The organism is Rhodococcus sp. GXMU-t2271 (genome assembly GCF_041414735.1).
GTDB lineage: Bacteria > Actinomycetota > Actinomycetes > Mycobacteriales > Mycobacteriaceae > Rhodococcus > Rhodococcus indonesiensis.
Genome location: NZ_JAUIZP010000020.1, coordinates 1 through 14247 on the forward strand (window position 1 = coordinate 1; position 14247 = coordinate 14247).

13 protein-coding genes are annotated in these 14247 nt (G+C 69.7%); 8 read left to right on the forward strand and 5 right to left on the reverse strand.

The features are described 5' to 3' along the window. Positions 1–284: 284 nt before the first annotated feature. The gene (gene rsmA, locus QYS60_RS07285; RefSeq protein ID WP_371382818.1) at positions 285–1127 is read right to left on the reverse strand and encodes a 16S rRNA (adenine(1518)-N(6)/adenine(1519)-N(6))-dimethyltransferase RsmA; all 843 of its coding nucleotides are present in this window, start codon (positions 1125–1127) and stop codon (positions 285–287) included. Between the two features lie 416 nt (positions 1128–1543). Further along, positions 1544–2671 (reverse strand): resuscitation-promoting factor, encoded by a 1128-nt coding sequence (locus QYS60_RS07290; RefSeq protein ID WP_289377344.1) that lies wholly within the window; start codon positions 2669–2671, stop codon positions 1544–1546. A 285-nt stretch (positions 2672–2956) separates the two neighbouring features. Between QYS60_RS07290 and QYS60_RS07295 the strand changes: the two genes are divergently transcribed. Both QYS60_RS07295 and QYS60_RS07300 read left to right on the forward strand, forming a co-directional pair. Continuing rightward, positions 2957–4357, forward strand: coding sequence for an amino acid ABC transporter substrate-binding protein/permease (locus QYS60_RS07295; protein WP_289377376.1), 1401 nt, complete (start codon positions 2957–2959; stop codon positions 4355–4357). After that, positions 4354–5124, forward strand: coding sequence for an amino acid ABC transporter ATP-binding protein (locus QYS60_RS07300; RefSeq protein ID WP_371382803.1), 771 nt, complete (start codon positions 4354–4356; stop codon positions 5122–5124). Before QYS60_RS07295 ends, QYS60_RS07300 begins: the two co-directional genes overlap by 4 nt. Before the next feature lie 40 nt (positions 5125–5164). On the opposite strand, the gene QYS60_RS07305 is transcribed toward QYS60_RS07300, so the two are convergent. Further along, a complete protein-coding gene (locus QYS60_RS07305) occupies positions 5165–5590 on the reverse strand; it encodes a DoxX family protein (RefSeq protein WP_289377346.1) in 426 nt (141 codons plus the stop codon). 191 nt (positions 5591–5781) lie between these two features. On the opposite strand from QYS60_RS07305, the gene QYS60_RS07310 reads away from it, so the two are divergent. Next, positions 5782–6291 carry a VOC family protein gene (locus QYS60_RS07310; protein WP_289377347.1) on the forward strand — a complete coding sequence of 170 codons (510 nt, stop codon included), beginning with the start codon at positions 5782–5784 and terminating at the stop codon, positions 6289–6291. Beyond that, positions 6292–7269 (forward strand): pirin family protein, encoded by a 978-nt coding sequence (locus QYS60_RS07315; RefSeq protein ID WP_289377348.1) that lies wholly within the window; start codon positions 6292–6294, stop codon positions 7267–7269. It begins immediately after the preceding gene. 58 nt (positions 7270–7327) lie between these two features. On the opposite strand, the gene QYS60_RS07320 is transcribed toward QYS60_RS07315, so the two are convergent. Both QYS60_RS07320 and QYS60_RS07325 read right to left on the reverse strand, forming a co-directional pair. Beyond that, positions 7328–8395 (reverse strand): maleylacetate reductase, encoded by a 1068-nt coding sequence (locus tag QYS60_RS07320; protein ID WP_328517599.1) that lies wholly within the window; start codon positions 8393–8395, stop codon positions 7328–7330. A gap of 43 nt (positions 8396–8438) precedes the next feature. After that, a complete protein-coding gene (locus tag QYS60_RS07325) occupies positions 8439–9269 on the reverse strand; it encodes a TatD family hydrolase (RefSeq protein ID WP_289377350.1) in 831 nt (276 codons plus the stop codon). A gap of 36 nt (positions 9270–9305) precedes the next feature. Between QYS60_RS07325 and metG the strand changes: the two genes are divergently transcribed. The 4 genes from metG (at position 9306) to QYS60_RS07345 (ending at position 14224) form a co-directional block, all read left to right on the forward strand. Further along, positions 9306–10853, forward strand: a complete 1548-nt coding sequence (gene metG / locus QYS60_RS07330) for a methionine--tRNA ligase (protein WP_054371892.1) — start codon at positions 9306–9308, stop codon at positions 10851–10853. Between the two features lie 42 nt (positions 10854–10895). After that, positions 10896–12074, forward strand: a complete 1179-nt coding sequence (locus QYS60_RS07335; protein WP_371382804.1) for a DUF2786 domain-containing protein — start codon at positions 10896–10898, stop codon at positions 12072–12074. 87 nt (positions 12075–12161) lie between these two features. Beyond that, complete coding sequence (locus tag QYS60_RS07340; protein ID WP_289377352.1) at positions 12162–13307, forward strand: NAD(P)/FAD-dependent oxidoreductase; 1146 nt, start codon at positions 12162–12164, stop codon at positions 13305–13307. Then, positions 13304–14224, forward strand: a complete 921-nt coding sequence (locus QYS60_RS07345; RefSeq protein WP_371382805.1) for an RNA polymerase sigma-70 factor — start codon at positions 13304–13306, stop codon at positions 14222–14224. The genes QYS60_RS07340 and QYS60_RS07345 overlap by 4 nt, the downstream gene beginning before the upstream one ends. Positions 14225–14247 lie beyond the last annotated feature (23 nt).

A 14247-nucleotide genomic window follows, 5' to 3' on the forward strand; every position in this document is an offset into this window, starting at 1 on the left:
GAAGCCCTTCTCGCCGTTGAACCACTTCACGGTACCTTCAACCATTTTCAACCTCATACATCTCGGAAAGCCTCGAGGCCTTCACGTTTCGTCGAACGACACGACGTCGCCCGGGCCTGTCACTCGACGGCTGAGAAGGATTCCGTGGGAATTTCGCATCCGCTCGCAACTAGAAAATGTGCGAGGGGTAAACCACGAACACACTACCTAACGACCGTGTACCAGTAGAGCACAGATCCGCCCGTCTGCCAAGCGTTGCGTGGGAACCGGTTTGCGCAGCGCCGTCACGACGTGCCGGCAATCCGCACGAAGGCGGCGGCGTCGAGCTTCTCGCCCCGCGTCGACGGATCGATCCCGGCGGCGAGCAGGCGACGTTCGGCTTCGGCAGCCGAGCCGGCCCAGCCGCTCAGGGCTGCGCGCAGTGTCTTGCGACGCTGCGCGAAGGCGGCATCGACGACGGCGAACACCTTGCGGCGGTGCGCTTCGTCCGTGGGCCACGGCGGCTCGGTGTAGCGGTCGATGCGCACCAGTCCCGATTCCACCTGGGGCACCGGCCAGAACACGGCCCGGCCGACCGAGCCGGCACGACGGACGTCGCCGAAGAACCCGGCTTTGACGCTGGGCACGCCGTATACGCGGCTGCCGGGCCGGGCGGCGAGCCGGTCGGCCACCTCGGCCTGCACCATCACCAGAGCGGTACGCAACGAGTCGAATTCGGCGAACAGGTGCAGCAGGACGGGGACCGCGACGTTGTAGGGCAGGTTCGCGACGAGCGCAGTCGGGGCGACCGGCAGGTCGGCGGGCTGCACCCGCATGGCGTCCTTCAGGACGACGTCGAGTCGGTCGGCGAGATCGGGTGCGCGGTCGGCGACCGTGGCGGGCAGCCGCTCGGCGAGCCTGGGATCGATCTCGACGGCGACGACGCGGTCGACCACGTCGAGCAGGGCGAGCGTCAGCGAGCCGAGGCCCGGGCCCACTTCGAGGACCACGTCGTCGCGGCCGACACCGGCGACGGAGACGATGCGGCGCACCGTGTTGGCATCGTGCACGAAATTCTGGCCGAGTTGTTTCGTCGGCCGGACGCCGAACTCCTCCGCGAGCGCGCGCACCTCGGCGGGGCCGAGCAGGGCGGCACGACCGCGAGCGGTCCCGTCGGAACCGTCGCGAGCGGTCGCGTCGGAACCGTCGCGAGCGGTCGCGTCGGAACCGTCGCGAGCGGTCACATCGGAACCGTCGCGAGCGGTCACATCGGAACCGTCGCGAGCGGTCACGTCGGAACCCTCGCGAGGGGCCGAGCCGGGATCGCCGGATGAGTGGTCTGGCACGTGCCGAACCTAGCGCACGCCGGGGCGGACGAGTAGGACGGCCACGCTCCCCGGCCCTGGGTGTGCCGTTCCCCGTCGATCGTCACGGTCTCGCGCCGGACGAGCGTCGTCGCGGCACTCCCGGCGACGAATGTCACCGGAAGCGCCGCGACGACGACGTGCGACAGCACGGAACGTGAGTCGTCGATCCTCGTCACCGAGGACACGAGCCGGAATTCCTACCGCAAGCCCATCTTGCTGGTGCACGACGGCCAGGCTCCCCAGCCCTGCGCGGCCTGGACCTTTTCGGCGACGGCGATCTGCTGCTCGCGACTGGCCAGGTCGGCGCGCGGCGCGTACTCGGTGCCGCCGAACGCGGCCCAGGTCTGCTGGGTGAACTGCAGGCCGCCGTAGAAACCGTTACCGGTGTTGATGGCCCAGTTGCCGGTGGCCTCGCACTGCGCGAGGGCGTCCCAGGTGGAGGCGCGGCCGGAAGCGGGCACGGCCGGCGCGGGCTTGGTGCCGACGCGGACGACTGCCGGGGCCGGCTCGCGGAGGGTCGTCGACGCCTTCTCGGTGCGGCCGACCTCGACCCCGTCGATCGTGTGCACATCGAGGGTCACGGTGCGCTCACCGGGAGCACCCGGGGTGTCGACGGCGGTCTCGCCCTGGGGCATGTTCGGGTCGTCGACGCGCTGCTCGGGGGCCGGCACCGGCTGGTTCTCGATGCGGGTCTCGATGCGGTCGCGGGTGACGCGGATATCGAGCCCCTCGGTCAGCGCCGCGTCGACCGGGGGCACCACCGAATCGGCCTGCTCGAGCGCCACGCCGTGCGCGGACAGGAACTCCCCGACCGTCGGTGCCGCCATCCGCACCTCCACGGCCGGAGCGCCACCGTCGAGCAACCGCACCGTCTTCGGGCTCACCACGTCGAGCTCGGCACCTTCGAGCGGCAACCGGTGCGACCGCGACGCCGAGGTGTACACGTCCGCGGCCAGCTCGAACTGTGCCAGCGCCTCGTCCACCGTCGACGCCGTCGTCCACACCGTGCGCTCGACACCGTCGACACTCAACGCCACCTCACGGGCCCGCCGCAGCACCACCGTGTCCCCGTCCGAGACCTCGGCGTCGACGGCCGGGGCCACCACGTCGTGCTCGCCGACCGGGTAGCCGGCGCCGGCGAGAACGTCACCGACCTCGGAGCTCATGGTGCTGAGCGCGATGTGCTCACCGTCCACGTCGAGGGTGAGTTCCTTGTGCTGGATCAGCGCGGCGATTCCGCCGGCCGCCAGGGTGAGAAAGAGCGCGGCGACGACCACGTACAGCGTCGGCGATTTCGCTCTGTTGATCTTGGTGAAAGGTGACACGGTAATTCCTGGACTGTCGACAACTTCGATCACGGCACGGTAACGAATCGGCATTGATACGGCAACTGCACCGTTTCTAACTGCAGTTTCTCGGTAACGAGACAGGTGACGATTCGTAATTTTCGATCAATAGCGGGCCGCGACCGAAGGTGCGGGCTAGCGTCGATTCGACGCTCGGGAAGACGTGCCGCACGACGCGCGAATTACAGAGGTGGGATTACTTTGGGTGACCGAATTCACCGTCCTCCGGCGCGGCGGAGTGCGGCGCTGCTGACCCTGCTCGGCATGCTCGGCGCGCTGCTGCTCGCTGCCACCCCGGCGGCCCTGGCGCAGTCCCCCGCCGCCGGCCGCACCTACGTCATCGCCACCGACGTGACCTTTGCACCCTTCGAATTCCAGAACGAGCAGGGCGACTTCGTCGGCATCGACATGGACCTGATCCGGGAGATCGCGGAGGACCAGGGCTTCACCGTGGAGGTTCGTCCGCTGGGCTTCGATGCCGCGCTGCAGGCGGTGCAGGCCGACCAGGCCGACGGCGTGATCGCGGGCATGTCGATCACGGAGGAGCGCAAGCAGGTCTTCGACTTCTCGGATCCCTACTTCGAGTCCGGCGTGCAGATGGCGGTCCTCGCCGGCAACGACGAGGTCGCGTCGTACGCCGATCTGGCAGGCAAGCGCGTCGCGGTCAAGAACGGCACCGAGGGCGCCGCGTTCGCCGAGTCCATCAAGGACGAGTACGGGTTCACCACGGTCTACTTCGCCGACTCGGCGAGCATGTACGACGAGGTCCGCACCGGGAACTCGGTCGCGGTCTTCGACGACTACCCGGTGCTGGCGTACGGCATCGCCCAGGGCAACGGGCTGAAGACGGTCACGGAGAAGGAGGCCGGTGCGAACTACGGGTTCGCGGTGAACAAGGGCCGCAATCCCGAGCTGCTCACCGCGTTCAACGCGGGCCTGCAGAATCTGCGGGACAACGGCCGCTACGACGAGATCGTGGAGAGTTACCTCGGCGAGGGCGCCGTGCAGGCCGACAACTCCATCCCCGGCCTGCTCCGCAGCACCTGGCAACTGCTGCTCGAGGGGCTGTGGCTGACCCTCGTGCTGTCGGTCGTCTCGATCGCGATCGCGCTGGTGCTCGGCGCGCTGTTCGGCCTCATGCGGGTCTCACGCAACATCGTTCTGCGCGGGATCGGCACCGCCTACGTCGACGTCTTCCGCGGCACCCCGCTGCTGGTGCAGGCCTTCTTCATCTACTTCGGCATCCCGGCCGCGGCCGGATTCCAGATGTCGGCGTTCACCGCGGGCATCATCACGCTCTCGCTCAATGCGGGCGCGTACATGGCCGAGATCGTGCGTGGCGGCATCCTGTCCGTGGACAAGGGGCAGATGGAGGCCGCCCGCAGCCTCGGCATCGGCTACCTGCCCGCGATGCGCAAGGTGGTCATGCCCCAGGCGGTGCGCACCATGATCCCGTCGTACATCAATCAGTTCGTGATCACGCTGAAGGACACCTCGATCCTGTCGGTGATCGGCATCGCCGAGCTCACCCAGACCGGGCGGATCATCATCGCCCGCAACTTCCAGTCGTTCCAGATGTGGCTGATCATCGGGGTGATCTACTTCGTCGTCATCATGGCGCTGACCAAATTGTCGGACCGACTCGAGAAAAGGATCAACCGTTGACCGAGGCAGCCGCGGCCCAGCCGCTCGAGGACGGTCGCGAGGTGAAGATCCGCGTGCGCGGCCTGAAGAAGTCGTTCGGCGAGAACGAGGTGCTCAAGGGCATCGATGTGGACATCCTCGCCGGCGAGGTGGTGTGCGTGATCGGCCCCTCCGGTTCGGGCAAGTCGACGTTCCTGCGGTGCCTGAACCGGCTCGAGGACATCAGCACCGGTTCGGTGGTGGTGCACGGGTTCGACCTTGCCGACCGGAAGATCGACATCGACCGGGTGCGCCGCCATATCGGGATGGTGTTCCAGCACTTCAATCTCTTCCCGCACATGACGGCCCTCGAGAACATCGTGCTCGCGCCGGTGCTGACGAAGCGGGCGACCAAGGAGGAGGCACGGGCACGGGGGCTCGCCCTGCTCGACCGGGTGGGGCTGAGTGAGAAGGCCGACGCGAAGCCGGCCAACCTGTCCGGCGGGCAGAAGCAGCGCGTCGCGATTGCACGGGCGCTGGCCATGAATCCGGACATCATGCTGTTCGACGAGGCGACCAGCGCCCTCGACCCGGAGATGGTGGGCGAGGTGCTGCAGGTGCTGCGCGACCTGGCGGCCGAGGGCATGACCATGGTCGTGGTCACGCACGAGATGGGTTTCGCCCGGGAGGTTGCCGACTGGGTGCTGTTCATGGCCGACGGGTACGTCCTCGAGGAGGGCACGCCGAAGGAACTGTTCGGGAGCCCCCGCCAGGAACGGACCCGCGACTTCCTCGCGAAGGTGCTCTGAGGCCGGCGCCCGGTTCCCGGGCGCCGGGCCTCACCCACGGCTACGCGGTCTGCAGGAACCGCACCCGGCGGCCGAGCAGGGCGTCGATGCTGTACGCGCCGGCACCGACGACGGCGAGCACCAACGCTCCCGCGCCGAGCGCCCCGACGAGCTCCCATCCGCCGTCGGTGACGTAGATGCCGTTGCCGATGTGGACGAAGAAGAACGCACCGAGCATGTTCACCAGCAGCAGGACGCCGAAGACCGGCACGAGCAGGCCGATGATCAGGGCGATGCCGCCGAGTGTCTCCACCCAGGTGGCGTAGAAGGCGGACAGTGCGGGCACGGGCACGTCCATGCCCTCGAATCCAGCCTTGGTGGCGGAGTATCCCTGGTTCACCTTCTGCAGCCCGTGGGCGAGGAAGACGATGCCGATGACCACTCGGGCGACGAGCAGCCCGACGTTGCGCAGGACGGGGTTGTTCATGGGGGACCTTTCGGTGCGGGCGGTGGGGGCTCGTCCTTCGATCGAAGCCGCCCCTACGGTAGCGGCACAAGGTTGAAGGTTCAACCTAGCCGGACGCGGAGAGCGCGATGCCCCGAAAAGTAGTTGATTGATCAATCACATGGAGTATGCTTCTCACCGAAGGCGCAACCACCGGTCGAAGGAGCCCCATCGTGAGCACCAGCGTGGAAGAGGAACGCAGCCGCCGCTCCGCGACGCTGCGGGAAGAACTCCGCACCCGATACCTCCGGCCCGTCGGCGAACGACCCACGTCGTCGGCGCGCGGGTTGCACCACACCGCACTCGTCAGCAGCGACGTCGAGCGCACGGTGCGCTTCTACCAGGACGTGCTCGAGTTCCCGCTCACCGAGTTGATCGAGAACCGCGACTACCCCGGTTCGTCGCACTTCTTCTTCGACATCGGAAACGGAAACCTGCTGGCCTTCTTCGACTTTCCCGGGCTCGACGTCGGCCCCTACCAGGAGGTCCTCGGCGGGCTGCACCACATCGCGATCAGCGTCGAGCCGGGCCGCTGGGAACACTTGCGCACCAAACTGACCGAGGCCGGCGTCGACCTCGTCGAACACAGCGAGGTCTCCCTGTACTTCCGCGACCCCGACGGTGCCCGCATCGAACTCATCGCCGATCCCCTCGGCGAGATGTACGGAAGCAAGGTCTTGTAGATGAGCAACGTCGACGCCGAGCCCGCCGAGATCGTCTGCGAGTCCGAGCCGGCACCCACCCGCGTGCAGATCATCACCTCCCGTGAGGTTCCGCTCGGCGGCCCGCGCGCGATGCCGGTCCGCCGCACGCTGCCGCAGCGAGCCCGGTCTCTCGTCGGAGCCTGGTGCTTCGCCGACCACTACGGGCCCGACGACGTCGCCGCCACCGGCGGAATGGACGTCGCGCCGCACCCGCACACCGGCCTGCAGACGGTGAGCTGGCTGTTCGCCGGCGAGATCGAGCACCGCGACAGCCTCGGCAAGCACGCGTTCGTCCGTCCCGGCGAACTCAATCTCATGACGGGCGGCCACGGCATCGCCCATTCGGAGGTCTCCACGTCCGCCACGACGGTCCTGCACGGCGTCCAGCTGTGGGTGGCCTTGCCCGACGCGCACCGCGACGCCCCTCGTGACTTCCGGCACTACGTGCCCGAACCGGTCCGGATCGCGGGCGCGACCGTCGCCGTCTTCCTCGGCTCCCTCGCCGGATCCACGTCGCCCGTGCCCACCTTCACCCCTCTGCTCGGCGCCGAGATCACCCTCGACCCGGGCGCGAGCGTCGAACTGGCCGTCGATCCCGAGTTCGAGCACGGCCTGCTCGTCGACACCGGCAGCGTCCGGCTCGCCGGCACCGTCCTGACCCGTTCCGCGCTCGGCTACGTCGGCACCGGGGTCTCTACGCTCGCGCTGACGAATCTCACCGACGAACCCGCACGCGCCGTGTTGCTCGGCGGTACGCCGTTCGGGGAGGAGATCGTCATGTGGTGGAACTTCGTCGGTCGCAGCCACGACGAGATCGCCGCGTTCCGCGACGAGTGGCAGCGCGAGGGAGAACGCTTCGGCCGGGTCGAGGGCTACACCGGGAAGGTGGCGCGGCTACCCGCACCGGCGCTGCCCAACGCCCGGATCCGGCCACGCCGCAATCCCCCCACCCACTGAGGAAGCGCCTGGACAGGGCCCCGAGGGGCACCCTCACCGATGCCACCGAGGGGCACCCTCACTCGGGGCGGATCCCGGCATAGGCATCGCCCAGCAGGCGCCGCACCCCCACCCGGGTCACCTCGCGCGGGTTGGGGTACTGCCGTTCGGTGGCCAGGTGTGCCGCCTCGTCCAGGTCCCCCTCGGACATCCCCAGTTCGGCCAGTGTCGTCGGGCCACCCGCGGCCGCCACCAGGTCGAAGACCCCGGCCGGAGCGGTGGGCGTGCCGAGGGCATCGGCGATGCGGCTCATCACGGCCGGCACCGACGGCGCGTTGAACGCCATCACGTGCGGCAGCACCACGGTGTGCGTCGCCGCGTGCGGCAGGTCGAAACTGCCGCCCAGGACGTGGCACAGCTTGTGGTGCAAGCCCATTCCCCCCGCGCTCAGGCACGTGCCGGCCAGCCACGCCGCGAGCAGCAGGTCCGAGCGTCCCTCCCGGTCCGCGGCGTCGGCACCCAGGACCGGCACACCCCGGGCGATCGCGCGGATCGCCTCGAGCGCCAGCGTGTCGATGATCGGGTTGGCGTGCTCGGCGTACAACGCCTCCACGGCATGCGCCATCGCGTTGATCGCGCTGGTCAGTGCCATCGGGATCGGCATCGACAGGGTGAACTCGACGTCGTAGATGACGGTCTCGGGCAGGATGGCCGGCGACGAGTGCGTGGTCTTCACACCGTCCGCGGTCTCCCCGAGGACGGGAGTCACCTCGGATCCGGCGTAGGTGGTCGGCAGGATCAGCTGGTCGACGCCGGTGCGCACTGCGATCGCCTTCGACAGCCCCGTCGTCGACCCTCCGCCCACGGCGACGACGGCGTCGATGTCGTGTTCGGAGACCAGGCCCAGCACCTTCTCGGTGACCGCCACGGGGGTGTGCATGACGGCCCCGTCGAACCGGGCGACCTGTAGGCTCCCGAGGGCCTTCTCGACCAGCTCGGCCTGCGGACGGACGTGTTCGCCGCCGAGCAGCAGGACCCGCGAGCGATCGAGGCGGCGCACCTCGTCGGCGACCCGCGCCGCGGTTCCCGGACCGAAGACCACCCGTGACGGCTGAGCGTTGTAGACGAAACTGTGCATGCCACCCATTGTCCCGGCCACCTGCTCCGGGCGCCTCGGAACGGGGACACCGTTACGAAAGTCCGTAGACCCGTTCGGCATTCGCGGTGGTCGTAGCGGCCAGCTCGGCCGGGTCCGCACCGCGCACCTCCGCCAGCGCCCGCACCGTGTAGGGCAGGCAGTACGGCTCGTTGGGGGCCCCGCGGAACGGATGGGGCGTCAGGAAGGGAGCGTCGGTCTCCACGAGTACCAACTCGGGCGGCACCAACGGGGCTGCGGCACGCAGCGCCTTCGCGTTCTTGAAGCTCACCGTCCCGGAAAAGCTGAGCAGGTAGCCGGCGTCGACGCAGGCCCGCGCCATGTCCGCGTCCGACGAGAAGCAGTGGAAGATCACCGTCTCCGGCGCGCCCTCGTCGTGCAGCACGCGCAGCAACTCGGCATCGGCGTCACGATTGTGGATCATCAGGGTCTTGCCGAGCCGTTTGGCCAGGTCGATGTGCCAGCGGAACGCGTCCTCCTGCTCGAGCGGGTCGGCGCAGCCGTCGAGCTTGCCGGGCCAGTACAGGTCGAGGCCGGTCTCCCCCACCGCGACGACGCGCGGGTCGGCGGCGAGCTTCTCGATCTCGGTGCGCGTGGCGTCGTCGAGCGCGTTCGCCCGGGTGGGGTGGAGCGCCACGGCGGCGTAGACCCGTGCGTCCCAGTGCGCGGCGTCGACGGCGAAGCGGGCTGCGGCGATGTCGTCGGCGACGGTGACGACGCGTCCGACGCCCACCGCCGCCGCCCGGTCGAGGACGGCCGCCACCGACTCGGCATCGCGGGCGCCGCACGCGTCGAGGTGCGTGTGGGCGTCGACGAGCGGCGAGAGCGGCTGCGGAGGCTCGGGCGCGGGACGGGTTCGGCTCACGGCCCATACACTATCTACCTATAAAGTGGACGCACCATGACTGCTCCTGCCGCCTCCCGCCCGCCGTTCTATCTGACGACCGCGATCGCTTATCCGAACGGCGCACCGCACATCGGCCACGCCTACGAGTACATCTCCTCGGACGCGATCGCCCGGTTCAAGCGCCTCGACGGCTTCGACGTGTACTTCCTGACCGGCACCGACGAGCACGGTCTGAAGATGCAGCAGACGGCGGCGAAGGAGGGCCTGGACGTGCGGGACCTCGCGGCCCGCAACTCCGGCGTGTTCGAGGCCATGGACAAGTCGCTGAACATCTCCTTCGACCGGTTCATCCGCACCACGGACGCCGACCACCTCGAGGCGAGCAAGGCGATCTGGCAGCGGATGGCCGACAACGGCGACATCTACCTCGACACCTACTCGGGGTGGTACTCCGTTCGCGACGAGGCGTTCTACGCGGAGGCCGAGACGACCGCGCTCGAGGACGGCTCGCGTATCGCGACCGAGTCCGGGACCCCTGTGGAGTGGACGGAGGAGTCGACGTACTTCTTCCGGCTCTCGGCGTATCAGGACAAGCTGCTGAAGCTGTACGAGGAACGGCCGGACTTCATCGCGCCTGCCACCCGGCGCAACGAGATCGTCAGCTTCGTCTCGGGCGGACTGAAGGATCTGTCGATCTCCCGCACCACCTTCGATTGGGGCGTGCCTGTGCCGGACCATCCCGAGCACGTGATGTACGTGTGGGTCGACGCGCTCACCAACTACCTGACCGGTGCGGGTTTCCCCGACACCGGGTCGGAGTCGTTCCGCCGCTACTGGCCTGCGAACCTGCACATCATCGGTAAGGACATCACCCGCTTCCACACCGTGTACTGGCCGGCGTTCTTGATGTCGGCCGGGATCGAGCTGCCCGAGCGGGTGTTCGTGCACGGCTTCCTGTTCAACAAGGGCGAGAAGATGTCCAAGTCGGTCGGCAACGTCGTCGACCCGCTCGAGATGGTCGAACAGTACGGCCTCGATCCGCTGCGCTTCTTCCTGCTGCGGGAGATCTCCTACGGCCAGGACGGCAGCTACAGCCACGAGGCGATCGTGACCCGCATCAACGCGGACCTGGCGAACGAACTCGGCAACCTGGCGCAGCGCTCGCTGACGATGGTCGCCAAGAACCTCGACGGTGTGGTGCCGGACCCCGGTGAGTTCACCGAAGACGACCGAGCGCTCCTCGCGCAGGCGGACGCGCTGCTCGACAAGGTCCGCGCCGAGTTCGACGTGCAGGCGTTGCACCTGGCCCTCGAGTCGATCTGGCACGTCCTCGGCGAGACGAACCGGTACTTCTCCGCCCAGGCGCCGTGGGTGCTGCGCAAGACCGACCCGGCCCGGATGGCCACGGTGCTGTACGTGACGCTCGAGGTCGTGCGGATCGTCGGCCTGCTCGTGCAGCCGGTGATGCCGGACTCCGCCGCGAAGATCCTGGATCTGGTGGGGCAGGATCCGCAGGCGCGGCAGTTCGCGGACATCGCCACGCGCCTCGCGCCGGGCACGCAGTTGCCGGCTCCGGCCCCGGTGTTCCCGCGGTACGAGTAGCGCGTCACGCCGCCTGTCGGTGGCCTCGTGCACACTCCGCGCATGGGGCGAGATAGAACATACTTTCGACAGGCGGCTGGCGGGTCCGGCGCATCCGAGGAGGCCTTCCACCTCGGGATCCGGCCGCTTCTCGACGAACTGGGCGCCGCGTACGAGCGCGGCTGGCAACCGGTCGACGTGCTGCACGTGACGGCCCGTTCCGGTGACACCACGGACGTTCCGCTGGCGGCCGCGGCGGTGCTGTTCGACGCCCGCCGCAGTGACGCGGCCGAGCGGGCACCCCTCGACTGGGTGCGCCAACTCGGCGCGGTCGCGCAGCGCTGCCCCTCGGCCGCGCGGATCGCCGACCGGGTGCCACCCGATGCACCCGCACGACGGTTGGGCGCGGAACTGCTGCGCGAGCTGCCCGGCCTGTCCCGCTTCCAGGTGATGGGGCTGGCGTTCGCCTGGAAGTACCTGCCGCAGTTCGCCCCACTCCTGCCGCTGCCCTCGCAGTGGCCGCCGCTGCGACCGGCGCCTGCGGCCGGCGAGGCCGCGACCCCGGATCCGAGGGTGCTCGCACGGATCCGCGGCCTCCTGGCGAAGGCCGAGTCCACGGACTATCCGGAGGAGGCCGAGACCCTCACCGCCAAGGCCCAGGAACTGATGACCCGGTACGCGATCGGCACGGCCCTGGTCACCCGCGCCGGCGCGGACACCACGCGCGGGCGCCGCGTGCACGTCGACAATCCGTACGCGAAGGAGAAGGTGCTGCTGCTCACCGCGATCGGGAACGCGAACCGCACGCGCACGGTGTGGTTCACCAAGGTCGGAATCGCCACGATCGTCGGGGCCGAGGTCGACCTGCAGCAGGTCGAAGTGCTGTTCGCGTCGCTGTCGGTGCAGGCCGCCCGGGCCGTACGCGCCGCCGGACCAGAGGGCCGCACCGGCGGTGCGGCGACGGCGTTCCGCCGTGCCTTCCTGACCGGGTACGCATACCGGATCGGCGAACGGTTACGGCAGGCCGACGCAGGTGCCACCGCGGCCGCCGCGGCCGACGCGAGTATGTCCGTCACGCAACTCGCGCCGCTGCTGGCCCGTCGCTCCGAGGCCGTGGACGCGGAGTTCCGCCGGCTGTTCCCGACGACCCGGTCGACCCGCACGCGCAGCGTCGATGCCGAGGGGTGGTTCGCCGGCCGCGACGCCGCCGAGACCGCCTTCCTCGCGCCCCCGCCCGGGTGAGCACCGCCACCGCCTGTCACGTTCCCGGGCCGGCCGGTGTCCCATCTACGACCGCGGACATCGTCGACAACAGAAGGGGTGGTCAGGATGGCAACCGACGTGGTGGTACTCGGAGCCGGGTACGCGGGAGTGATGGCAGCGAACCGTCTGCTCGCCGCGCATCCGGAGGTATCGGTGACGGTCGTCGCGCCGCGACCGGTGTTCGTCGAGAGGGTGCGGCTGCATCAGCTCGCGGCCGGCTCCGGCGGTGCCACGCACGGCCTCGCCGACGTGCTGCATCCGGCGGCAGCCGTGCACCTCGGTACCGCGGTGCACATCGGTAGGGATCGGGTGCTGCTCGCGGACGGGACGGCGCTGCCGTTCCGCATCGCCGTCTACGCCGTCGGCAGTGGCGCCGCCGCGCCTGCGATCCCGGGCGCCGACCGGCTGCACTCGACGGCCGAGTTCGAACGCGCCCTGGACACGGCCGCCGCGCTCGGGGAACTCCAGGACGGGGCGGACGTGGTGATCGTCGGGGGCGGACTCACCGGCGTCGAAACGGCCGCCGAGATCGCCGAGGCACATCCCCGCCTGACCTGCACCCTCGTCGGGGATCCCGTCGCACATCTGCCCGGGGCCACCCGGCGGTTCGTCGCCGCGCGGCTGCGACGGCTCGGCGTCCGGATCCGGCCGGGCCGGGTCGTCGCCGTCGAAGACGACGCGGTGCTGCTCGCCGACGGCGACGCGATGCCGGCCGAGCTCACGATCTGGGCAGGCGGCTTCACGGTGCCCGACCTGGCCCGGCGCAGTGGCCTGCCGGTCGACGACGCCGGCCGGCTGCGGGTCGACGCGACCCTGCGGAGCGCGGACGGAGCGAACGTCGTGGGCGTGGGCGACGCCGTGACCGTCGACGGTCAGGATCACATCCGGATGAGCTGCCAGGCGGCGCTGCCGCTCGGCGCCCACGGCGCCGACACCACCTGGGCGTTGCTGACGGGCACGGATCCGCAGCCGCTGTCGCTGGGGTTCGCGGCGCAGTGCATCTCGCTGGGCCGCGCCTCCGGCGTCGTGCAGCGCACCCGCCCGGACGACACGGCCCGCAGCTTCGCGTTGCGCGGTACGTTGGGGGCGTTCGGCAAGGAGACGGTGGTGCGCGGGACGGTGTGGATGTTGCGACGACAGGCGCGAGGACACAGCTACCCGTTCCCGAAGGGACCGGCGCCCACGCCCGAGCCGCTCGCGGTCCGTCGATGACGCACGGCGACACGACACCCAGCGACATGACACCCGGCGAGACGACGCACGACGAACTGTTCACCCGGCATCGGGGCCTGCTGTTCGGCATCGCGTACGAGATCACCGGCAGCGTCGCCGACAGCGAGGACATCCTGCAGGACAGCTACCTGCGCTGGGCCGAGGTGGAGCTCGACGAGGTGGCGAACCCGCGGGCCTATCTGAGCCGCGTGGTCACCCGGCAGGCGCTGAACTCGCTGCGCACGGCGCAGCGGCGCCGGGAGGACTACGTCGGGCCGTGGCTGCCCGAACCGGTGCGGACCGCCCCCGATGCCGCCGAGGACGTGCTGCTCGCCGAATCGGTGTCGATGGCGATGATGCTGGTGCTCGAGACCCTCGGCCCGCTCGAACGGGCAGTGTTCGTGCTGCGCGAGGTGTTCGGCTTCGACCACGCCCAGATCGCCGCGGCCGTCGGCAGGCAGGAGGCGACGGTGCGGCAGATCGCGCACCGCGCCCGCAGCCACGTACAGGCGCGACGCCGGCGGTACGTCGCGTCCGACGAGCAGGCGCGCCGGGTAGTGGCGGAGTTGCTGTCCGCCGCTGCCGGCGGCGACGTGGAGGCACTCATGGCGGTACTCGCGCCGGATGTCGTCTACGTCGCCGACGGTGGCGGCAAGGTGACGGCCGCGCGGGTTCCGGTGTCCGGAGCGCGGAAGGTCGCACGCGTGCTGAGCGGCCTGAGCCGCAGGCCGCTGCCCGACATGCGAGTGGAGTTCGCCGCGTTCAACGGCCTGCCCGCGCTGGCCGTGTACTCGGGCGAGCGACTCGATCTGGTCATGCTGGTCGAGATGGACGCGGGCCTGGTCACCGGCCTGTATGTGGTGCGGAACCCGGACAAGCTCGGTGCGGCGGAGCGGGTGATGCCGCTCGTCCGCTGACCGCCCGGCGGGATTCGGTCCGT

Coding starts and splice junctions, on each gene's coding strand:
- QYS60_RS07295 (WP_289377376.1), top strand. CDS start 2,957: ATGCTCGGCGCGCTGCTGCTCGCTGCCACCCCGGCGGCCCTGGCGCAG.
- QYS60_RS07305 (WP_289377346.1), bottom strand. CDS start 5,590: ATGAACAACCCCGTCCTGCGCAACGTCGGGCTGCTCGTCGCCCGAGTG.
- QYS60_RS07315 (WP_289377348.1), top strand. CDS start 6,292: ATGAGCAACGTCGACGCCGAGCCCGCCGAGATCGTCTGCGAGTCCGAG.
- QYS60_RS07320 (WP_328517599.1), bottom strand. CDS start 8,395: ATGGGTGGCATGCACAGTTTCGTCTACAACGCTCAGCCGTCACGGGTG.
- metG (WP_054371892.1), top strand. CDS start 9,306: ATGACTGCTCCTGCCGCCTCCCGCCCGCCGTTCTATCTGACGACCGCG.
- QYS60_RS07335 (WP_371382804.1), top strand. CDS start 10,896: ATGGGGCGAGATAGAACATACTTTCGACAGGCGGCTGGCGGGTCCGGC.
- QYS60_RS07340 (WP_289377352.1), top strand. CDS start 12,162: ATGGCAACCGACGTGGTGGTACTCGGAGCCGGGTACGCGGGAGTGATG.
- QYS60_RS07345 (WP_371382805.1), top strand. CDS start 13,304: ATGACGCACGGCGACACGACACCCAGCGACATGACACCCGGCGAGACG.